Annotated in this window: 21 protein-coding genes; 11 read left to right on the top strand and 10 right to left on the bottom strand. The window is 55.1% G+C overall.

Annotated elements, in window-relative coordinates:
* Window positions 1-81: 81 nt before the first annotated feature.
* Window positions 82-1,308 (top strand): L-lactate MFS transporter, encoded by a 1,227-nt coding sequence (locus tag AC1UKS_RS06555; RefSeq protein ID WP_482436157.1) that lies wholly within the window; start codon window positions 82-84, stop codon window positions 1,306-1,308.
* Window positions 1,309-1,367: 59 nt separating this feature from the next.
* Here the strand turns inward: AC1UKS_RS06555 and AC1UKS_RS06550 are convergent, their stop codons facing one another.
* Window positions 1,368-2,249 (bottom strand): SMP-30/gluconolactonase/LRE family protein, encoded by an 882-nt coding sequence (locus AC1UKS_RS06550; protein ID WP_482436156.1) that lies wholly within the window; start codon window positions 2,247-2,249, stop codon window positions 1,368-1,370.
* A 296-nt stretch (window positions 2,250-2,545) separates the two neighbouring features.
* On the opposite strand from AC1UKS_RS06550, the gene AC1UKS_RS06545 reads away from it, so the two are divergent.
* Window positions 2,546-2,707 carry a hypothetical protein gene (locus AC1UKS_RS06545; RefSeq protein ID WP_013203255.1) on the top strand — a complete coding sequence of 54 codons (162 nt, stop codon included), beginning with the start codon at window positions 2,546-2,548 and terminating at the stop codon, window positions 2,705-2,707.
* Between the two features lie 118 nt (window positions 2,708-2,825).
* Here the strand turns inward: AC1UKS_RS06545 and AC1UKS_RS06540 are convergent, their stop codons facing one another.
* From AC1UKS_RS06540 to AC1UKS_RS06525, 4 genes are all read right to left on the bottom strand, one after another.
* Entirely contained in the window at window positions 2,826-3,113 is a 288-nt protein-coding gene (locus AC1UKS_RS06540) for a putative periplasmic lipoprotein (protein ID WP_265911176.1), read from the bottom strand.
* A gap of 250 nt (window positions 3,114-3,363) precedes the next feature.
* Complete coding sequence (locus AC1UKS_RS06535) at window positions 3,364-4,170, bottom strand: hypothetical protein (protein ID WP_482436155.1); 807 nt, start codon at window positions 4,168-4,170, stop codon at window positions 3,364-3,366.
* Between the two features lie 52 nt (window positions 4,171-4,222).
* Entirely contained in the window at window positions 4,223-4,675 is a 453-nt protein-coding gene (locus AC1UKS_RS06530; RefSeq protein WP_151036839.1) for a universal stress protein, read from the bottom strand.
* A 12-nt stretch (window positions 4,676-4,687) separates the two neighbouring features.
* Window positions 4,688-5,470: an IclR family transcriptional regulator gene (locus tag AC1UKS_RS06525; RefSeq protein ID WP_053144394.1), complete on the bottom strand. Its 783-nt coding sequence runs from the start codon at window positions 5,468-5,470 to the stop codon at window positions 4,688-4,690.
* A 167-nt stretch (window positions 5,471-5,637) separates the two neighbouring features.
* Between AC1UKS_RS06525 and AC1UKS_RS06520 the strand changes: the two genes are divergently transcribed.
* From AC1UKS_RS06520 to ypdK, 3 genes are all read left to right on the top strand, one after another.
* A complete protein-coding gene (locus AC1UKS_RS06520; protein ID WP_482436154.1) occupies window positions 5,638-7,239 on the top strand; it encodes an MFS transporter in 1,602 nt (533 codons plus the stop codon).
* Window positions 7,240-7,243: 4 nt separating this feature from the next.
* Window positions 7,244-8,272, top strand: a complete 1,029-nt coding sequence (locus AC1UKS_RS06515) for an HlyD family secretion protein (RefSeq protein ID WP_482436153.1) — start codon at window positions 7,244-7,246, stop codon at window positions 8,270-8,272.
* 187 nt (window positions 8,273-8,459) lie between these two features.
* A complete protein-coding gene (gene ypdK, locus AC1UKS_RS06510) occupies window positions 8,460-8,531 on the top strand; it encodes a membrane protein YpdK (protein WP_105760737.1) in 72 nt (23 codons plus the stop codon).
* 51 nt (window positions 8,532-8,582) lie between these two features.
* On the opposite strand, the gene alaC is transcribed toward ypdK, so the two are convergent.
* Window positions 8,583-9,818, bottom strand: a complete 1,236-nt coding sequence (gene alaC / locus AC1UKS_RS06505) for an alanine transaminase (RefSeq protein ID WP_482436152.1) — start codon at window positions 9,816-9,818, stop codon at window positions 8,583-8,585.
* Window positions 9,819-9,936: 118 nt separating this feature from the next.
* Window positions 9,937-10,464, bottom strand: a complete 528-nt coding sequence (locus AC1UKS_RS06500; RefSeq protein ID WP_151036837.1) for a GNAT family N-acetyltransferase — start codon at window positions 10,462-10,464, stop codon at window positions 9,937-9,939.
* Window positions 10,465-10,584: 120 nt separating this feature from the next.
* Between AC1UKS_RS06500 and AC1UKS_RS06495 the strand changes: the two genes are divergently transcribed.
* The 3 genes from AC1UKS_RS06495 to AC1UKS_RS06485 all read left to right on the top strand — a co-directional run bounded on the left by AC1UKS_RS06495 (window position 10,585) and on the right by AC1UKS_RS06485 (window position 14,400).
* Window positions 10,585-11,823, top strand: a complete 1,239-nt coding sequence (locus tag AC1UKS_RS06495; RefSeq protein ID WP_482436151.1) for a DUF1479 domain-containing protein — start codon at window positions 10,585-10,587, stop codon at window positions 11,821-11,823.
* A 133-nt stretch (window positions 11,824-11,956) separates the two neighbouring features.
* Window positions 11,957-13,642 carry a LytS/YhcK type 5TM receptor domain-containing protein gene (locus AC1UKS_RS06490; RefSeq protein WP_482436891.1) on the top strand — a complete coding sequence of 562 codons (1,686 nt, stop codon included), beginning with the start codon at window positions 11,957-11,959 and terminating at the stop codon, window positions 13,640-13,642.
* 26 nt (window positions 13,643-13,668) lie between these two features.
* Window positions 13,669-14,400, top strand: a complete 732-nt coding sequence (locus tag AC1UKS_RS06485; protein WP_482436150.1) for a LytR/AlgR family response regulator transcription factor — start codon at window positions 13,669-13,671, stop codon at window positions 14,398-14,400.
* Window positions 14,401-14,446: 46 nt separating this feature from the next.
* Here the strand turns inward: AC1UKS_RS06485 and glk are convergent, their stop codons facing one another.
* Together glk and AC1UKS_RS06475 are read right to left on the bottom strand one after the other, a co-directional pair.
* The gene (gene glk, locus AC1UKS_RS06480; protein WP_013203267.1) at window positions 14,447-15,412 is read right to left on the bottom strand and encodes a glucokinase; all 966 of its coding nucleotides are present in this window, start codon (window positions 15,410-15,412) and stop codon (window positions 14,447-14,449) included.
* 161 nt (window positions 15,413-15,573) lie between these two features.
* The gene (locus tag AC1UKS_RS06475; protein ID WP_482436149.1) at window positions 15,574-17,226 is read right to left on the bottom strand and encodes an alpha-keto acid decarboxylase family protein; all 1,653 of its coding nucleotides are present in this window, start codon (window positions 17,224-17,226) and stop codon (window positions 15,574-15,576) included.
* A 204-nt stretch (window positions 17,227-17,430) separates the two neighbouring features.
* Here AC1UKS_RS06475 and mgrA point away from each other — a divergent pair, with 204 nt between their 5' ends.
* A complete protein-coding gene (gene mgrA / locus AC1UKS_RS06470; protein ID WP_013203269.1) occupies window positions 17,431-18,420 on the top strand; it encodes an L-glyceraldehyde 3-phosphate reductase in 990 nt (329 codons plus the stop codon).
* A 155-nt stretch (window positions 18,421-18,575) separates the two neighbouring features.
* Window positions 18,576-18,935, top strand: a complete 360-nt coding sequence (locus AC1UKS_RS06465; RefSeq protein ID WP_013203270.1) for a DUF2502 domain-containing protein — start codon at window positions 18,576-18,578, stop codon at window positions 18,933-18,935.
* A gap of 64 nt (window positions 18,936-18,999) precedes the next feature.
* Here the strand turns inward: AC1UKS_RS06465 and AC1UKS_RS06460 are convergent, their stop codons facing one another.
* On the bottom strand, window positions 19,000-20,238 hold the full coding sequence (locus tag AC1UKS_RS06460; RefSeq protein ID WP_482436148.1) for an Nramp family divalent metal transporter: 1,239 nt from the start codon (window positions 20,236-20,238) through the stop codon (window positions 19,000-19,002).
* A gap of 364 nt (window positions 20,239-20,602) precedes the next feature.
* On the opposite strand from AC1UKS_RS06460, the gene AC1UKS_RS06455 reads away from it, so the two are divergent.
* On the top strand, window positions 20,603-21,793 hold the full coding sequence (locus AC1UKS_RS06455; protein ID WP_013203272.1) for a NupC/NupG family nucleoside CNT transporter: 1,191 nt from the start codon (window positions 20,603-20,605) through the stop codon (window positions 21,791-21,793).
* Window positions 21,794-21,839: the final 46 nt, after the last annotated feature.

The raw sequence follows: 21,839 nt of genomic DNA, 5'->3' as shown, positions 1-21,839 counted from the left end.
GTTCATGCCCTATTCTCCCCGCGCGCGAAGTCCCGGCTTATCATCTGCTCATTCTCTTAAACTTTCCCCCGGGAGCTTTCCATGAGCACACAGCCCGTCAGCAAAAGCGTTAACCGTACCCGCTGGTTGACCCTGTTCGGCACCATCATTACCCAGTTCGCACTGGGCTCCGTTTATACCTGGAGCCTGTTTAATGGTCAGTTGTCGCACAAGCTGGATGCCCCGGTCAGCCAGGTGGCGTTCTCCTTTGGCTTGCTCAGCCTGGGGCTGGCGATTGCCTCTTCCCTGGCCGGAAAGCTGCAGGAGCGTTTTGGCGTGCGCAACGTCACCATCGGCGCGGGCGTATTGATGGCGATTGGTTTTTATCTGACGGCGCACTCCAGCAACCTGTTTATGCTGTATCTGAGCGCGGGCGTGCTGGTGGGACTGGCTGATGGTGCCGGCTATCTGATGACCCTGTCGAACTGTGTGAAGTGGTTCCCGGAACGCAAAGGGCTGATTTCCGCCTGTGCCATTGGGGCTTACGGCCTGGGTAGCCTCGGTTTTAAATTTATCTGCGGCTATCTGCTCAGCGTCTACAGCCTGGAAAATACCTTCCTGATTTGGGGTCTGCTGGCAATGGCGCTGATTGTCACCGGCGCACTGTTTATGAAAGAAGCGCCGAAACAATCTGCCGCAGCGCAGGGAAGTCACAGTAAAGCCCGCGATTTCTCTCTGGCCGAAGCGGTGCGTTTGCCGCAGTACTGGATGCTGGCTCTGATGTTTCTGACTGCCTGTATGAGCGGCCTGTATGTGATTGGCGTGGCAAAAGACATTGGCGAAGGCCTGGTGCATCTGTCGACGCAAACGGCGGCCAATGCGGTGACCATTATCGCCATTGCTAATCTGAGTGGACGACTGATCCTCGGTGTGATGTCCGACAAGATAGCCCGTATCCGGGTGATTACCCTGGCGCAGGTGGTCTCTCTGGCGGGCATGAGCATCCTGCTGTTTACCCAGATGAATGAAACCACCTTCTTTATCTCTATCGCCTGCGTAGCCTTCAGCTTTGGCGGCACCATTACCGTCTACCCCTCGCTGGTCAGCGACTTCTTCGGCCTGAACAACCTGACCAAAAACTATGGGCTGATTTATCTGGGTTTTGGTATCGGTAGCGTATTGGGGTCGTTGATTGCTTCGCTGTTTGGTGGCTTCACCATCACCTTCAGCCTGATTATGGCCCTGCTGGTGATTTCGCTGATTATGTCTGCCACCATTCGCCTGCCGCACCGTGCGGAAGAAGAGAAAAAGGCGCTGCAGCACGCGTGAATATAAAATGGGGCGATAAATCGCCCCATTCATACATCGTTGATATATCCCTTCCCGGATTATTTCGCCTGAAACAGCGGCTCGGCAATCCCTGCCACCGCCACTCGTACCGCAAACACGTCGCCTGACTGAGGATAGCGTGCCAGCTCTTCTGCCGTGCGGTCTTCGCGTGAACTGGTGATATACAGCGTTTTCAGATCTTCCCCGCCAAATGCCACCATGGTCGGCCAGCGAACCGGCAACGGGATCTCATCCACAATGCGTCCATCAGCGGGATCGAGACGGATCACCCGGGAACCATCAAACATTGCCGCCCAATAGAAGCCTTCACTGTCGACGGCGGCACCATCAGGCAAACCGCCCTCTTCCTGCACAAAGCGTTGCAGCACTTCACGTGGGCCGATTCCGCCCTGTTCATCCATCGGATAACGCCAGAGCACGCCGTTTGGCGTATCGGTCTGATACATCCAGCGACTGTCTGGTGAGAAAGCCAGCCCGTTGGAGATTTTAATATCTTCAGCCTGCACCGTCAGCGTCAGGTGTTCATCCAGACGGCACAGCTTGCCGCCGTTGCGATCCTGTGGTTCCCACAGGCTGCCACACCAGAAACGACCGTGGCGATCGACGCGGCCATCATTAAAACGGCTGCGTTCAGCATCACCCGGATTTGGCGCGATGCGCTGAGTAATCTGCCCGTTATCATCCAGCATGCAGACGCCGCTGCGTAATGCGGCAACAAATCCACCCTGAGCATTCAGGCCAAAGCAGCCAATGTCCTCAGCCACCGGGAAAACCTGATGCTTACCACTCTGTGGATCGAACCGGTGCAAAGCAGGCGCCAGAATATCGACGAAATAGAGGACCTGTTCTCTGACAGACCAGACCGGACACTCACCCAGTTCAGCCTGCACCGACAGCACGTTTTCTACCTGATAACTCATAGTTTCTCCTTAGTCAGTCTGCCCTAAGTCTACTGCATATTTGATGTCGGTGGCGGCCTGAGGTGAAATTGATTCGTATTAAGGTTTATTCGCCGCTGGCGCTAAATTAAGAGCATTCCGGATGGAAAAGACTAATTTTAGGTCTTATCTTATTTATGAATATTATGCCGCGATTATTAAACTCAAATTTGAAATATCTGGAAATACCTGATTAAATAACTCTACACAACCGGCATTATTCCTCCACTTTTCTCAAGTAAAGTTGTAGTCATTGAAAAAGTGAAGGAGCATTCACAATGAAAAAACTCATTAAAGTTGTCTCGGTTCTGGGCGTAATGCTGATGTTGAACGGTTGTATCGTGCATGATGGATATCGTGGCGGACATCACGGCGGCGGTTATCATAACGGGTATCATGGCGGCTATCACCATGGAAATGGCCCGCATCGGGGCTGGTAAGCAGACATTCTAAGAGGGTGAGGAGACTCATCCTCAAGCGGGCAAAGCCTGCACACGGCAATATAATAAGATCGTTGAAAAAAATATTGGGCGGGAATTTCCCCGCCCTTTTTTCGTTTTAGCTTTTAATGCTGTAATTACACTGATACCAGGCGTTCATTAATCCAGGCACCCGACTTTCCTGCGGTTTAATCGGTTCTACTTTATCAAACCCGCGTTCTGTACAGTAGCGTTCCACATCCTCTTGCATCGCCATCTTATTGACGGTGGTCGGATTAAAACGATACTGCACAGTATTTACCGCAGGATCTTCATCAACTTTTTCAAATGCCCCTGGCTTGCTGGAAGTACAACCGGCTAATACAAATACAGCCAGCGCTACGGCGCCAGTCACTAACTTCTTCATTTTAGCTCCTTCGTTCGGTGCGGCATGATAACAGCCGACTTTCCTGACGCCATCGGAAAATCCCGCATTTGCAGTTTCTTTACCGTGCAAATGCATTGTTTTACCAATTGAATCGATTCAGGAAGCCGTCTGGCGCTATCTGGAAAGGGATGCGATTATCCGTACAGACATCTTTTAATGTCTGCCAACACCATGAATGACTTACAATAACAATGTGTTATGCCCGCGGCGAGCGGGCTTTTTTTTGCGCTTAATTCGCGTTACCGTCGAGAATAATACGTAAAACGTCTGCAGAATTATTAACCGGAAGTGCCAGAACCGACTGATAAAGGTCAATGGTCATATCGCAGAGTTTACCTTTATCAGAACCCGCTTCGGCCGGAGAGTTTAGCGTTTGCAGATCGCTGCCCCACTTGCCGTATAGCGAACGCACGATGGTTTGCAGAGCGGCACGGCCCTTCGCCACATCGATCTGTTGCGCAGCACCGTGGCTGTGCAGCAGGAAATCATCAATACTGGCCATCTCTCTGTCGATCAGCGCCCTGGGCAATATTTCTGCGGTGTTAACGCCACCTTCCACCTGAGGGAAAAGGTATTTGAAACAGAGTGCACTGTCCTTCTGCCTGATGAATTTCATTTCTTCCAGCGCCACGTCCATATAATCATGCAGTTGCCGATCGCCGGCATAGCTGATGCGCTGATTCAGCAGGTCTGACAGCATCGGACGTAACCGTTCCAGCGCCTGTTGCTCGCTGTTGCCTTCACGTAAGGCGCGAATAAATTCCTGATCCAACGTCTGGTAAAGTGCCGGCTGCTGATCTTTGATGGTGCGGTAGACCGGCAGCGTCGCCAGACGTTGCTCTGCCGCAGCCAGACGGGCTTCCTGCTGCTGTTGCGGTGCCACAAAACCAAAGTAATAAAGGTTACCGGCAAACAGCAGCACAAAGGCCAGCAAAACCGCTTTGGCTTTACTGAGGGAACCCCGCTTTGACATCCACGCGAGAAATAAAACGACCAGCAGGCCGCTAATAAAGGAGATGAGTGTAGCCTGGGACATGACAGTAAATACCTGTAGAGGCGGGCCGCGATGCGCGGCCCAATAGGCGGAGTTAATCTAGCCGAACATCCACCAGCACCGGGCAGCTGGCGCGCTCGATCACGGCAGCACTGACAGAGCCCTTCAGCAGACGGTTAAAAGAGGAAAGATGACGGCGGCCCATAATGATCATCGCAGCAGAGAGTTCATTGGCCTGCGCGACGATGGTTTCCGCGGACTCACCGGCTACCACACGCCCGGTGGAGGCGATGCCGGCGCGCTGCAATTCCGCCAGTGCCTGACGCACCGCGGCTTCAGCGGTGTTTTGCTCATCCAGCGCGCAACCGAAATCATTCGGGTCTTCCCCGGCCTCGATAAGGTAGGTACCGGTGGTGCTGGCATAGCTGGCATCGATACAGCACAGCACCACAACGTTGGCCTGCAAAGCCTGCGCCTGTTCAGTGGCCAGTGCCACCACCTTGCGGGCTATAGCGGAATTATCAACGGCGACTAAAAGCGTTTTCATTTCCCTCTCCTGTCAGTCACGTAAGGCCGCTTTGCCTATCTCATCCACCAGCGCCTCTTTGCATTTAAGGATCTCAGTACGGTAGAGCGCCTCATGCTTCTGAAAACGGGTAGATGGAACCAGCAAGCTGATGGAAAAACGGCCCAGAATTGTATCAATCGCCACCGCCATCGTGGAGATACCTTCCAGCGTCTCGCCGCGATCGTAAGAAAGACCGGTGCGGCGGATCTCCTTAAGGCGTTCAATCAGTTCAGGAAACGCCTTAACGGTCAGATCGGTAATGGCTTCATAGGCATCGCCGACGACGGCGCGAGCCTGTTCATCGCTGTCCAGCGCCAGCAGCGCTTTGCCACCGGAGGTGCTGTACAACGGCAGATTCAGGCCGATGCGCGGAACCACGCGCAGCTCACGATCGGCCACCACATAATGCACGATCGCCAGCTGTAATCCGCTGGCACGCGCCAGAGAAACCGTTTCACCGGTAGCATCGCAAAGCGCCTGCAGCCAGGGTTGCGCAATCGCCACCACGTCGGTATGCAGCGTGGCAATGAGCCGAAGTAATGCCGGCCCAAGCCGGACGCCGCCTGCACCTGGACTGCGTACCAGCTGCACCGAATCCAGCGCCGCGACGATGCGTTGTACGGTCGAACGGGGTAAATCCACCGCCTGAGCGATTTCACCCAGACTCATGCCGTCAGGCCGGTTGCCCAACGCATCCAAAATTTTTGCCGCACGAGAGATCACCTGGATCCCCCCAGTACGCTCATCCTCACGCTGTGTAGTAGGGTCAGACATACGCCGTTGCTCCTTGCTTGATGACGATACTTTAGCACTTATTTACCGTTCGAGGCAGGCTGTATCACATTGCAATACACCCATTCACACTGTAAACTCTCGGCAAATGTATCACAATGCAATACAGTGCATCGTAGTTTTATTTCCTTCCTGACGGAGCCCCTGCTATGACTGCTCAACCAGCAGCGCCGCCTGCTCCCCACCCGTTTACCTTGCGTCTGGCGTTGGGACTGGTGGGTGTACTGATCGCTGCGTTGACCTCAGGATTAAACGACCGCGTCACTGACCTGGCGCTGGCCGATGTGCGGGCAGCCATTGGCTTCAGCTATGACCAGGCCAGCTGGATCACCTCGGTGTATCAGGCGGCAGAAGTCGCCGCGATGATGATCGCTCCCTGGTTTGCGGTGACGTTTTCCCTGCGGCGCTTTACCCTGACCGTCGCAACCGGCTTTGCGCTGGTGGGCCTGTTGCAGCCTTTCGCACCCACGCCGTCTTTATTTATTGCGTTGCGCGTGATTCAGGGCATTTTTGGTGGCGCGCTGCCGCCAATGCTGATGACCGTGGCATTGCGTTTTCTGCCGCCGCCGATCAAGCTTTATGGTCTGGCTGCCTATGCCTTAACCGCCACCTTCGGCCCCAACATTGCCGCGTCGCTGGCGGCGTTCTGGACCGATTCGGTCGGCTGGCAGTTCGTCTTTTGGCAGGTGATCCCGCTGATCCTGATCGCCAACGTGTTAATTGGCTGGGGAATTCCACAGGATCCCACCCGCTTTGAGCGTTTTAAACAGATCGATTTGTTCGGCATGTTGACCGGCACCAGCGGCATTGCGCTGTTAATCCTGTCGCTGAGCCAGGGCGAGCGTCTTGACTGGTTTGCCTCGCCGCTGATTAGCGGCATGATGCTCAGCGCCTTTGCCTTGCTGATCGTCTTCCTTATCAACGAGTGGTATCACCCGCTGCCGCTGTTTAAGGTGCAGATGCTGGAGCGCCGGAATCTGACCCACGGCTTGCTGGTGTTGGCGGGCGTGCTGATGGTGTCGCTGTCCGGCTCTGCCCTCCCGTCGGGGTACTTCGGTCAGGTCAATGGCTTCCGCACGGTGCAGTTTGCGCCGCTGGCCCTGACCATCGGGCTGCCACAGCTGATCATTGCGCCCTTTATAGCGGCGTTACTCAACCGTCGCTGGATAGACTGCCGCTGGATGCTGGCCTGCGGCGCGGCGTTGATGATCATCTCCTGCCTGATGGGCATGCAGCTGACTGACGACTGGGCGCGACAGAACTTCTGGCTGATCCAACTGCTGCAAGCCTTCGCCCAGCCGATGCTGATCCTGCCGGTATTGATGAGCGCCACCAGCGTGGTTCTGCCACCGGAAGGGCCTTTTGCCTCGGCCATGTTTAACACCGTGCGCGGTTTTTCCAGCGTGGCGGCCAGCTGTCTGGTGGAGAATTTCCTTACCCACCGCGAGAAGTTTCACTCTCATACGCTGGTCGATAACCTGGGCAATCGCCCATTGCTGATGACGGCGGACACCTCTGCCAGTGCCAGCAGCCTGATGCCGTTATTGCCGGATGGCAGCGCCAGCTCAACGGAAAATCTGAGCCACTTCGCCACGCTGCTCAAGCATCAGGCGGTGATCCTTAGCATCAGCGATGCCTATCTGCTGATCATTGGTTTTGCCCTGCTGATGGTGCTGTTGACCGCCTGGCTACCCAAGCGTGTTTATCCGCCGCAAACCCTTTTACAACAAGCCGCAAAAGCCACGAGATAATAATATGAGCTTCACACCTGCCAAAAGAACCTTAATGTTAGTGCTGCTGTTAGCAATCCTGCTGGGCATCGTGTTTTTTGTCTGGTCAGCAATGAATCGCCACCAGTCACGTACCGATGACGCCGTGGTGACCGCGGATTACACGCTGGTTGCGCCAAAAGTGTCGGGTTATATCCGCACCGTTAACGTCGGTGATAACCAGGATGTTAAGGCCGGCGCCCTGCTGGCGACCATCGATGACCGCGATTACCGCGTCGCGCTGGAAACCGCAGAAGCCAACCTGCAGGTCAGCCAGGCCAAACTCTCCAGCGTTCAGGCACAGCTCGATCAGCAGCAGGCGACCATTGCGCAGAATGATGCGGCGGTCAGCTCCAGCGAAGCCACGCTGAACTATGCCGGACAGAATGCCGAGCGTTATCGCCGCCTGCTAAAAAGCGGCACCACCACCGCTGACGAGCAGCAGAAAACTAACGCCTCAATGCGTGAAGCCTCGGCTCAGCTGCGCCAGAGTCAGGCCGCTGCCCTCGCCTCACGTAAGCAGGTGGGGATTTTGCAGGCCAGTATCAAACAGGCTGAAGCCGATATCGCCGCGTCAACCGCCAGTGTCGATCAGGCGCGCCTGAACCTGTCGTACACCACCATTACGGCACCGATTGATGGCTCAGTCGGTCAACGCTCGGTCCGTCAGGGCGCGTGGGTAGCCGCCGGAACCCGCCTGCTGGCGGTGGTGCCCTTGCACCAAACCTACGTTGTGGCGAATTTTCTCGAAACTCAGCTGACCGGCGTTAAGCCAGGCCAGCCTGTTTCCGTCGAGGTTGATGCGCTTCCGGGCGTGACGTTACGCGGCCATGTGGACAGTATTGCTCCGGCCACCGGTTCCACCTTCGCGGCAATCACCGCGGATAACGCAACGGGTAACTACACCAAGGTTGTGCAACGCCTGCCGGTGAAAATTGTGTTTGAACCTGGCCAGGCAGATCTGGCGCGTTTGCGGGTGGGCATGTCGGTAATCCCGTCCATTGAGACGCCGTGATCGCAACGATTCATAGCACAATCGGCTTTATTTTGCGGAACAGAGCGGGTAAATTAGCGAACGATCCTGCCATAAGCTTCTTATGGCTACCTGATACGGTAGGACGTCACTGTCTGCCGTATCGTATCTGTTCGCGTTACGCAGGCCCGGGATCGCCCCAGACGTAGGCGCTCAGAGGAGTTTTGCGGTGAAATATGCTTTGATGGGGATCTCTTTTATCCTGTTACTTTGGGTTGGTACGTTCTATCTGATGGTTTAACCCTGCCAGGGATGATTTAGCGGGTCAGGCCACACGGCCTGACCCCAGTCCTTACGCTTCTTCTTCGCTCAGCCTGGTCGCGCCCGGCAAAATGCCGTCCGCGCGGAACATCGATTTAATTCCTCTCACCGCCTGACGAATACGGTCGCTGTTTTCAATCAGCGCAAAGCGCACGTGGGTATCACCGTAATCACCAAAGCCAATGCCCGGCGAGACGCAGACCTTGGCTTCCTGCAACATATGCTTGGCGAACTCCAGCGAGCCCATCTGTGCGTAATGATCGGGAATTTTCGCCCAGACGTACATCGAGGCTTTCGGGATTTCGACCATCCAGCCCGCTTCATGCAGCCCTTTCACCAGCACATCACGTCGACGTTTATACTGCTCAGCAATATCCTTCACGCATTGCTGATCGCCTTCCAGCGCCGCAATGGCGGCGACCTGAAGCGGGGTAAACGTGCCGTAATCGTGATAGCTTTTGATTCTCGCCAGTGCCGCCACCAGCTCTTTATTGCCGACCATAAAGCCAATACGCCAGCCGGCCATGTTGTAGCTTTTCGACAGGGTGAAGAACTCTACTGCCACATCACGCGCGCCCGGCACTTCCATAATAGACGGGGCCTTCCAGCCGTCATAGACGATGTCGGCATAGGCCAAATCGTGGATCACCAGAATGTTGTATTGCTTCGCCAGCGCAATCACGCGCTCGAAGAAATCTAACTCAACGCACTGCGCGGTTGGGTTAGACGGGAAGCCGAGGATCATCATTTTCGGCTTCGGATAGCTTTCACGGATCGCCCGCTCCAGCTCGGTAAAGAAGTCGACGCCCGCCACCAGCGGCACGGAACGCACCTGCGCGCCGGCAATCACCGCACCGTAGATATGAATCGGATAGCTTGGGTTCGGTACCAGCACGGTATCACCGTGATCCAGCGTGGCCAGCATCAGATGCGCCAGGCCCTCTTTTGAGCCGATGGTGACAATCGCTTCAGACTCGGGATCGATATCCACCTGATAGCGGTCTTTATACCAGTGTGAAATGGCCCGACGCAGGCGCGGAATACCGCGTGAGGTGGAGTAGCCGTGGGTATCGTCACGCTGAGCGACAGCACAGAGTTTTTCCACGATATGCGGCGGCGTAGGGCCATCGGGGTTACCCATACTAAAATCGATGATGTCTTCGCCACGACGGCGTGCGGCCATTTTCAGTTCGGCCGTGATGTTAAACACATAAGGGGGAAGACGTTCAATGCGGGAAAAACGGCGTGGTGAGCTGTTGTCAGCCATAGATACCTCTGATTTACGTTAGCGCCCGGACCATCCGAGCGACGCTGACCAGAAACTGGTCGAACATTGAACATAACGTAGAGTCCGCTGCCCTGTCGAGAGGCAGGATAAAATATTTTCAGGCGTCGCTTTTCAGCTTTCCAAACACCCAATCGTTCACCCATTGCCCGCGTAACAGATAATTATCCCGTAGGGTTCCTTCAAGGATAAAACCGTTTTTCTCCAGCACCCGCCGCGAGGCCCAGTTGCCTTCCACCACCTGCGCTTTGAGTTTATGAAACTCACAATGTTCGAAAAGATAGCCCGCCAGCGCGCCTAATGCCTCGCTGCCATAGCCACGTCCAAAGTGCTCGCTGAGGAAGGAATAGCCCACTTCGGCCTGGCGATACGGTGCCCACTCGGCGTTGGCGCCAATCAGTCCAAGGATCTCACCGCTGCTTTTCAAGCGGACGGTCAGGCACAGCATATGGAAACTGGTGACCTGCCACGGGGCCAGACGATCGTGAAAACGCTGGCGAATATCGGCCAGCTGCGGCACGGCGCTGATAAATTCCATGCTGGTTTTATCGGTATGTACCCGATGGAAAAGTTGCCAGTCTTCCGGCTTTAACCCTTTCAGCTCCAGCCGTTCGGTAAACAGATGCATAGTGTCCTCACAAAAGGGGAAGCCTCACACAAACTTAGCCCCTTTTAATTTCCGCTTTTAAACGCTGTAATTCACATCAACCCTACATAACCATAACGAGAGTGTTACAGGAGAATCGCCATGTCTTCCCTCAACATTGATAACATCCCGCAGGCCGTTGCGGATATTAAACGTCAGCTGCGCAAGGCACTGCCGAACTATGCAGACGTGTTTGCTGAGGTTGATGCCAACATCCGCCAGCAAATTGCCGAACTGAATGCGCAACAGCAACGCGGTGAAAATCCCGTGCCGCAGCTGGATGCCGAGGATATCCTTCAGCACCGCGTCACCCGCCAGCAAAAAGCGCAGATCCTGCAACGTGGCTGTTGCGTCATCCACGGGGTTTTTCCACAGGGACTGGCCGAGGCCTGGAATCAGGAAGTCGGTAACTACCTGGACCGTAATAACTTTGTCGAGCGCCTGAAGCATGCGGCGGAAGACAACTATTTTGGCGACCTGAAACAGGGTAAACCGCAGATTTACGGCATTTACTGGTCGAAGCCGCAGGTTGAAGCCCGCCAGCATGCGCGTATGAACGCGGTACAGGTGTTCCTGAATACGCTGTGGCAAACCGAAAGTCACGGCAAGCAGCATTTCGACCCTGAGCGCGTCGTCAGCTATGCCGATCGCACGCGTCGCCGTCCCCCGAACTCGGGTTCACTGGGCCTGTCGCCGCACATTGATGGCGGCTCGCTTGAACGCTGGCTGGATGAGAATTTCCGCCACGTTTACCGTCACGTTTTCAGTGGCAACTGGCAGCAATATAACCCATTCGATGGAGAAATGCGTACCGAGGTGCGTGAATTTGCGTCACCGGCCGTATGCTCAATGTTCCGCACCTTTCAGGGCTGGACGGCGCTTTCACCGCAGCGCCAACACGGCGGAACGCTGAACTTGCTGCCGGTAGCAAACGTGATGGCGTGGATCCTGTTGCGTGCCATTCAGGATGATGTGCCGGAAGACGATCTCTGTGGCGCAGCACCGGGCCGTGCACTCTCGATCGGTGAAAAATGGCATCCCCTTTTGCTGACTGGGATTTCCGCAATTCCCGATATGGAAGCCGGCGATACCGTATTCTGGCACTGCGATGTGATCCATTCGGTTGAGAATGAACATCAGGGCGATTTCGACAGCAACGTGATGTACATTTCTGCCGCGCCCTGGTGTGCGAAAAATGAAGCCTACCTGCAGCGTCAGTGGCCGGCTTTTGTTGAGGGCCGCTCGCCGCCGGACTTTGCCGCCGATGATTTCGAAGTGGACTTTGTTGGCCGCGCAACGGAAGCCGAATTGACCGAACTGGGCAAATCCCAGATGAAATAGCCCATGAGAAATTGATCTGGACCGGCATCGGCGCAAATCACTGCGCCGATGCCTGGCACATCCCGCCCGCTTTCCTTATCATAGCCCTTTCCCTCTTCCCTCCGCCGAGGCGCCCGTGCACTCGATGTTTGAAATGCTGTTAGCCGTGCTGGACCGCGCCGCGCTGATGCTGATCTGCCTGTTTTTTATGACCCGCACGCGCCATTTCCGGCAGCTGCTGCAAAAAGACGAGCATTCACGCCAGGAACTGATCGCCGTGACCGCCATCTTTGCGCTATTTGCCCTGTTTGGTACCTGGAGCGGCATCAACGTTGATGGCTCGCTGGTGAACGTCCGCACCATCGCGATTATGTCCGGCGGCATTCTGTTTGGGCCCTGGGTCGGGATCGTTACCGGCGTGATTGCCGGTCTGCACCGTTTCCTGATCGATGTTCATGGCGTGACCTCGGTGCCCTGCCTGATCACCAGCATCATCGCCGGCGTGGTTTCCGGCTATATCAACCTGAAAGTGGTGAAAGAGAAGCGCTGGAGCGTGGGCATTCTCGGCGGCATGCTGTGTGAATCCCTGACCATGATCCTGATTGTCGTCTGGTCGCAGCCCACCACCCTGGGCGTTGAAATCGTCTCGGAAATCGCGGTACCGATGATCCTCGGTGCGGTGAGCATCGGCCTGATTGTGCTGCTGATCCAGAGCGTTGAGGGCGAAAAAGAGGCCATTGCTGCCAGGCAGGCCAAGCTGGCGCTGGAGATTGCCAACAAAACCCTGCCGCTGTTCCGGCATGTCAACAGCCAGTCGCTGCGTCAGGTGTGCGACATTATCCGCAATGATATCAATGCCGATGCGGTCGCCATCACCAACAAAAACCAGATCCTCGCCTATGTCGGCGTTGGCGAAGCGAATTACCACAACGGTGATGACGCGATCAGCCCGACCACCGCCCGTTCGATCGCCAATGGCGAGATCATTATCAAGAACAACGACGAGGCGCACCGCACGCCGGAAATTCACTCGATGATTGTGATCCCGCTGTGGGAAAAAGGGGAAGTCACCGGCACGCTGAAAATTTACTATCGCCATGCGCACCGCATCACCTGGTCGCTGAAAGAGATGGCGGTAGGCCTGTCGCAAATCATCTCCACCCAGCTGGAAGTGTCCCGCGCCGAGCAGTTGCGGGAGATGGCGAACAAAGCCGAACTGCGCGCGCTGCAAAGCAAAATCAACCCGCATTTCCTGTTCAATGCGCTGAATGCCATCTCCTCCTCAATCCGCATGAATCCGGATACCGCGCGGCAGCTGATCACCAATCTGGCGCGCTACCTGCGCTACAACCTTGAGCTGAACGATGATGAGATCATCGACATCAAGAAAGAGCTGTATCAGGTTAAGGATTATATCGCCATTGAACAGGCGCGTTTTGGCGACAAGCTGACGGTAATCTACGACATTGATGAAGACGTCAACTGCGCGCTGCCCAGCCTGCTGCTTCAGCCGTTGGTTGAGAACGCCATCGTGCATGGCATCCATCCCTGCCGGGGAAAAGGCGTGGTGACCATCAGCCTGAAAGACCAGGGCGACCGGATCCGCATCGCCGTGCGCGATACCGGCAATGGCATTAGCGAAGAAGTGATGGCGCGGGTAGAAAGTAATGAGATGCCCGGCAATAAAATCGGCCTGCTCAACGTTCATCACCGCGTAAAGCTGCTTTACGGCGAAGGTCTGCATATTCACCGGCGCAATCCGGGCACCGAAATCGCCTTTTATATCAGTAAAAACGGCACGGCTCTGCCGGCCAGTGAAAGCGTCTCTTTACGGGCGTAATGCTCTGCTAACTCCGGGAAAATGATGTGAAAGCGATAATTGTTGAAGATGAGTTTCTGGCCCAGCAGGAGCTGAGCTGGCTAATCAGACAACACAGCCAGTTGACCCTTGAGGCCACGTTTGACGATGGTCTGGACGTGCTGAAATATCTGCAAAGCCACCAGGTTGACGTGATTTTCCTCGACATCAACATCCCGTCACTGGACGGCGTGCTGCTGGCGCAGAACATCAGCAAGTTCGCGCAAAAGCCGCTGATCGTCTTTATCACCGCCTGTAAGGAACATGCGGTGGATGCCTTTGAGCTGGAAGCGTTCGATTACATCCTCAAGCCCTATCATGAGATGCGCATTATCACCATGCTGCGCAAGGTCGAAAATACTCTGCAGCAGGCCGCGCACCAGAGCAATCCGGAAGCCGTCCGCAGTTCGGTACATACCATTAACCTGGTCAAGGATGAGCGGATTATCGTCACCGATATCAACGACATTTATTATGCCGAAGCCCATGAAAAGATGACCTTTGTCTACACCCGGCGGGAAGAGTATGTGATGTCGATGAATATCACCGAATTCTGTAGCAGGCTGCCGGAAGAGGCCTTTTTCCGCTGCCATCGATCGTATTGCATCAATCTCAGCAAGATCCGCGAAATCGAACCCTGGTTTAATAACACCTACATGTTGAAACTGCGGGATCTGGAATTTCAGGTGCCGGTCAGCCGCAGCAAAGTAAAAGAGTTTCGCCAGCTGATGCGGTTATAGAGGAAGGAAGCAAGATCAGGGCCGGGAACCGGCCCTGTTACAACAGTTACAGCACGCTACCCAGCGTCTGACGCAGGTGCGCACCGGCACCCAGCAAGCCTGGCTGATCGTGAGTGATCAGGAATACCGGAATATTCTGCACATAATCCTTAAAGCGGCCTTTGTCTTCAAACGCAGCACGGAAGCCGGACGACTTAAAGAATTCCAGGAAGCGAGGCACGATACCGCCGGCGATATACACCCCGCCAAAGGTACCGAGGTTCAGCGCCAGGTTGCCACCAAAGCGACCCATGATCACGCAGAACATCGCCAGTGCACGGCGGCAATCGGTGCAGCTGTCATCCAGCGCACGTTGCGACACGTCTTTCGGCTTCAGGTTTTCCGGCACCCGGTCATCTGATTTAACAATCGCCCGATACAGATTCACCAGGCCAGCACCAGACAGCACGCGCTCGGCAGAGACGTGCCCCAGTTCCGCACGTAGCACTTCCAGGATCAGGTCTTCTTCTTCACTGTTAGCAGCGAAATCGACGTGACCGCCCTCGCCCGGCAGACTGACCCAGCGCTTATCAACGTGAACCAGGTGAGCAACGCCCAGACCGGTTCCTGCGCCATAGACCGCAACCGGCTTGTCGTTGACCGCTTTGCCGCCACCGAACTGCATTACATCGTCTGCGGACAGCATCGGGATGGCCATTGAGACGGCGGTAAAGTCGTTGATGATTTCCAGGTGCTCAAAGCCGAGGTTGGCTTTCATTTTGCTGGTGGAGAATGCCCAGTCATGGTTGGTCATCTCGACCCAGTCGTCAGTGATTGGACAGGCAATAGCGATACAGCCGTCGGTAATCTCCTGCTTCTGTTCGTCAAGATAGAAGCGGATCACAGCTTCAAGGCTGTCGTAGTCTGCTGTGGAGAAAGTTTTGGCTTGTGAAAGGGCACCGTTTTCTACTTCACACAGTGCCAGGCGGGCATTCGTGCCGCCAACATCACCTACCAAAGCATACTTAGTCATTATTGTTTTGCTCCGCTTACGTCATTTAAACACACTATAAATTTCCCCCACTCAAACAACAACGCCTCCCCGGTCGAAACAGGCACGCGAGGCACGTTAATCGACTACCTTACCTGCCCGCGGCGTCCTTGCCCACGGGCATCAATCTGAATTCTGTAACATTATGCAGAATTTCGTTTATTTAGCGCTTCACATACCGCCTGTAACAGGGGCGGCACGTCCAGTTGGGGCAGTACCACCTCCACCAGCGACAGGCGATCGCTTTGCGCGATAACCTTCATCACTTCAACCAGTTGCACCGTTTGCTCCACCCGCCAACTCTGCGCGGCGCAGTTCAGGCTCAGCGCCTGCGGCAGCTGCGTCCAGTTCCAGGCGGCAATATCATTGTAGCGTTGATGTTCGCCATGGATCGCCCGCTCGACAGTATATCCTGCATTATTCAGGATAAAGATGACGGGTTTCATACCATCCCGCAGCATCGACCCTAATTCCTGGATGGTCAGCTGAGCAGATCCATCGCCGCTAAGCAGCACCACCCGACGATCGGGACAGGCAACCTGCGCGCCATAAGCGGCGGGTAACGTATAGCCAATCGATCCCCACAGCGGCTGACTGATAAAGGTCACGTCTTCAGGCAGCCTTAACGCCGCTGCGCCAAAAGCCGAGGTGCCCTGGTCGGCCAGCACAATATCACCAGGCTTAAGAAAATGCTGCATTGCCTGCCAGAAACTGTCCTGAGTGAGCGCGTCTGACGGCACATCATTAAGCGGCGGAGGCGAAACCTCGGGTTCAGGCCATTGCGCGGCATAACGTTTAACCAGCGGCTGCAGCGCGGTTAATGCGGCGCTCATCGGGAGCGGGGTAAAGGTCTTGTCTCCAATGCGGCTGGATGAAAGGCCGATATCGAGTGTTTTCGCGCTGTCGATATTTTGTGTGAATCCGGCGGTGATGGTGTCGGTATAAAGTACGCCCACGGTAATCAGCACGTCGGCCTGCTCAATAATCTGTTGGGTGTGACCGGCACTGGCCGCACCAGCATAGGTTCCTGCAAAGCCTTTGAGCTGCTCGGGGAGCACGCTTTTACCCATCAATAAGGTGGCAAACGGCATCGGCGCATCGGTTAACAACTGTTTAAGTTTGCCCTGCTGCTTCGCCCGATCGGCGAGGAAGTCCGCCAGCATGGCGACGTTTTTGGCTCCCGCCAACAGTTGGTCTGCCGCATCGGCAAAGCCGGCGACGGCCGCCGCATCGCAGGGCAGTTCTGTCGCCATTGACGTGGTGGCCGGGATGATTTTTGCCACCGCCACATCGGTTGCTAAGTAAAGGTAGACCGGACGCCGTTCACGTAACGCGACAGTCAGCAGGCGGTCGATCTCCTCGACGGCATTCTCCGGCGTTAATATGGCCTGGGCGACCGTCACCTCCTGCGACATACGCATAAAGTGTCGATAGTCACCGTCGCCCAGCGTGTGGTGCAGCAGCAGACCTTCGCGGGCGGCGGCCGTTACAGGCGCGCCGACAATATGAATGACCGGCAGGTATTCGGCATAGCTCCCTGCCACGCCGTTTAACGCACTCAGCTCACCGACGCCGAAGGTGGTCAGTAACGCGGCCGCGCCATGACAGCGCGCATAACCATCGGCCGCGTAGGCCGCATTCAACTCATTGGCGCAGCCGACCCAGCCAATCTCGCTGCTGGTAATGACAGAATCGAGAAACTGCAAATTGTAGTCACCCGGCACGCCGAACAGATGCCCAATCCCGGCTTCCCGCAAGCGTGACAGCAGGTACTCCCCAACGGTAAGACTTTGCATAGCGCTTTCTCCACAGTTGTCCTCAGCAAAGTATTAGCGATATTTTTCAATGCGCAGCACAGCGCCAGGCTGCCGCAGTGGCAAGCTGTCGTTACGCCTCGGAATTATCCTCAAGTTGCGATCTACCGCGCGAACCGGTTCGGTGTAACCGTATACACTGCTATGCTTTCCCGGAAACCGACCTCTACTGAACAGGATTTATTCATGGTTTATCAGGCAGATGCAGAACGTTATCAGAAAATGACCTATCACCGCAGCGGACGGAGTGGCCTAAAGCTACCGGCAATTTCGTTAGGTTTATGGCATAACTTTGGCGACAGCACCCGCGTGGATAACAGCCGTCAGCTGCTGCGCCATGCGTTTGATAACGGTATCACTCATTTCGATCTGGCTAACAATTACGGTCCACCACCGGGTTCAGCTGAAGAAAACTTTGGCCGCATCCTGCGGGAAGACTTTGCGCCTTACCGTGATGAGCTGATCATTTCGTCCAAAGCGGGTTACACCATGTGGGACGGCCCTTATGGTGACTGGGGTTCGCGCAAATATCTGATTGCCAGCCTGAACCAGAGCCTGAAGCGGATGGGACTCGATTACGTCGATATCTTCTATCACCACCGCCCGGATCCTGAAACGCCGCTGGAAGAAACGATGGGCGCACTGGACCACATTGTGCGTCAGGGCAAGGCGCTGTATATCGCGCTGTCCAACTATCCGGCTGAACTGGCGGCAGAAGCCATTGGCATCCTCAAGCAGCTCGGCACGCCATGCCTGATCCACCAGCCGAAATACTCGATGTTTGAGCGTGCGCCGGATAACGGTCTGCTGGACGTGTTGATAAAAGAAGGCGTCGGCAGCATCGCCTTCTCCCCGCTGGCAGGCGGCGTGTTGACCGACCGCTACCTGAACGGTATCCCGGAAGACTCGCGCGCGGCCAGCGGCAGCCAGTTCCTCAGCGGCGACCAGCTAACCCCGGAGAAAATGGAAAAGGTGCGTCAGCTGAATGCGATGGCGCAGGAGCGTGGGCAGAAACTGTCTCAGATGGCGCTGGCTTGGGTACTGCGGGAAAACCGCGTGACCTCGGTGCTGATTGGTGCCAGTAAAACCAGCCAGATTGATGATGCGGTTGGCATGCTGCAGAAGCGTGATTTCAGCCAGGCTGAACTGCAAAAAATCAGCAGCATCCTCGGCTAAACCCGTCCCGCCGCGCCCTGCGGCGGGATCTCTCCAGATAAATCTCAAATCCCCCCGGCAGGCAGTTTTTCGGAATCTCCCAGGCGAAACGGCAGCAAACTCTTTATAATCTTGGCTGCACAGCGGAGCAGGTGAGCCGTTGATAAGGAGATCCAATGAAACGTTTATTACTTGTTGCCACCTTAGTGGCAAGTTTATCCCCGTTGGCAATGCACACAGCGCAGGCTGACAACGCAAATATCACCTTAGCTCCTGGCGTCTCGTTACATATTGGTGACCGCGATCCGCGCGGTAATTACTGGGACGGCGGCCGCTGGCGCGATGGGCACTACTGGCGCAGCAACTACCGTTATGATGAAGGCCGCTGGTGGCGACACGAGCAGTGGCGCAGGCATGAAGAGATGCGCCGCCGTCACGAATGGGAGCGGGAACGCAGATGGCACGATCGCGAACGTCATCGCGAATACCGTCATCATGAAAGAGAGCGCCATCACGACCACGATCATCGCCATTAAGCGATCAAAAAAGCCGGCCTGCTCAGGTCGGCTTTTTTATCGCCTGCACAGTAATGAAGTCGGCTTACAACCCCATGGCCATCGCCACCAGCAGATACAGATTCAGCGCTACCACCACCAGCACAATCACCTTGCCTGCCAGCTGCATCGGGCGCGAGTTTACCATATCGCCCATCAGCTCGCGGTTGCCGGTAAAGGTCAGCAGCGGGATTAACGCCAGCGCGATACCGAAGCTCAGCAGCACCTGGCTCATCACCAGGATACGTGTCGGCTCCCATCCGGCAAGGATCACGATAAAGGAAGGCAGCATGGTCACCACGCGGCGTACCAGAATCGGAATGTGAATATGGACGAAGCCCTGCATCACCACCTGACCGGCCATAGTGCCCACCACGGTGGAAGAGAGTCCGGCCGCCAGCAGGCTCAGACCAAACACCAGAGCCGCTGCGCGACCCAGCAATGGGTCCAGCGTCAGGTAAGCCTGATCCAGATCGGCAATGCCGGTATGACCGCTAAAGTGGAACGCCGCCGCCGCCGTGGCCATCATCGCCAGATTAACGAAGCCAGCAATGGTCATCGCAATCGCTACATCCAGCTTGGTTGACGAGTAGCGTTGTTCACGCGAGCCGCCGTCGGGATTTTGCGTTAACGAGGAGTGCAGGTAGATCACGTGCGGCATAATTGTCGCGCCCAGCACGCCCGCCGCCAGTAACACCGCATCGGCGGTTGGCAGCGAAGGCACGGCCAGCCCCTGCATCAAATCGGTAATTTTTGGCTGTGAGAAGAACAGTTCAATGACGTAGGCCGCCGCGACAAACAGCAGCAGGCCACCAATCACCAGTTCCAGCGGCTTTTTACCGTGGCTTTGCAGCATCAGGATTAGGAAGGTGACCACGCCGGTGAGCACCGCGCCCTGCAGCAGGCTGACGCCGAAAATCAGCTTAAAGCCAATCGCCGCCCCGATAAATTCCGCCAGGTCGGTGGCCATAGCAATGATCTCGGCCTGAACCCAGTAAAACCAGACCGCCGGACGCGGAAACCGATCGCGGATATGTTCAGCGAGGTTTTTCCCGGTGGCGATGCCGAGTTTGGCAGACATCAGCTGGATCACCATCGCCATAATGTTGGCCCACACCACCACCCACAGCAGCGTGTAGCCATAAGAGGCGCCGGCCTGAATATTGGTGGCAAAATTGCCGGGATCGATATAACCGATAGCCGCGATAAACGCAGGGCCCATCAACGCAAATTTGATTTTGCGCGATCCGCGAACCGTTTGTTCTACTGTGCGGCCTTCAAACATAGTTATTCCCCTAAACACCTGAAGAGATCATTGTCTTTTAAATGATAATGATTATCAAGCGCATTTGAATGGGTTTTGCATATCGCTCTGATAGCCAGTACTAAGAAATATAGCAAAGGCTATACCTTGATTTCAAACTACTCCATAGCTAAAAAATGAGCAATCACTTTTCGTGCGCCGGTAAAAGCTTAACCTTCCGATGCGTGGGGTGTTTTTTTAAACAGTATCAGGATGTGATCAATCAGGGGATTCTGTCGGGAAGGGTGATAGGTAATTGTTATATTGTGTTCTAGATCTCGTTTTTCAGTTTCTTGTTACATAGAATGTGCAGCGAAATATAACATCCTTCAAAAATGGAGCACACATGTCAGGCATTTTTCATTTTGCTTTGGCGCTGGTGATGGTAGCCGTGCTGGCCTTACTGGTTAGCACCGATCGGAAAAACATCCGCGTACGTTTTATTATACAGCTTCTGGTTATCGAAGTGCTGCTTGCGTGGTTCTTCCTTAACTCTGAAGTGGGTCTTGGCTTCGTTAAAGGGTTTGCGGGTCTGTTCGACAAATTGCTGAGCTATGCAGCACAAGGGACTAATTTCGTTTTCGGCAACATGAGTGATAAAGGCCTGGCATTCTTCTGGCTCAATGTTCTTTGCCCTATCGTGTTTATATCTGCGCTGATCGGGATTTTGCAGCACTTCCGTATCCTGCCGATTGTGATTCGCGCCATCGGTACCGTGCTGTCAAAAATCAACGGCATGGGCAAGCTGGAATCTTTTAACGCCGTGAGCTCGCTGATTTTAGGTCAGTCAGAGAACTTCATTGCCTACAAAGATATCCTTGGAAAAATGTCTCAGCGCCGCATGTACACCATGGCGGCAACGGCGATGTCTACCGTATCAATGTCAATTGTGGGCGCGTACATGACCATGATTGATCCGAAATACGTGGTGGCCGCGCTGGTACTGAACATGTTCAGCACCTTTATTGTGCTGTCGATCATCAACCCGTACAGCGTCGACAGCGAAGAAGAATTGACGCTGGGCGATCTGCACAAAGGGCAGAGCTTCTTTGAGATGCTGGGTGAATACATCCTGGCCGGTTTCAAAGTGGCGGTGATCGTCGCGGCGATGCTGATTGGCTTTATTGCGCTTATTTCAGCGATTAATGCCCTGTTCGATTTTGTCTTCGGCATCAGCTTCCAGGGGGTGCTGGGTTACGTCTTCTACCCGTTTGCCTGGGTTATGGGCGTGCCAGCAGGTGAAGCGCTGAAAGTGGGCAGCATCATGGCAACCAAACTGGTTTCTAACGAGTTTGTGGCGATGATGGATCTGCAGAAAGTGGCGGCTGAACTGTCACCACGCGGCGTCGGCATCCTCTCCGTGTTCCTGGTCTCTTTTGCGAACTTCTCGTCTATCGGGATTGTGGCAGGCGCGATCAAAGGCCTGCACGAAGAGCAAGGTAACGTGGTTTCCCGCTTCGGCCTGAAACTGCTGTACGGATCAACGCTGGTGAGCGTGCTGTCTGCTTCCATTGCAGGATTAGTGCTGGCCTGGTAACACGCCAGAACGAAAAAAGGCGAACCTGTGATGGGTTCGCCTTTTT

The sequence above is a fragment of the Erwinia sp. AK-PDG3-5 genome (assembly GCF_056821705.1).
Note: the sequence above shows the minus strand (reverse complement) of the source record. Positions and strands in the feature narration are given on the sequence as shown.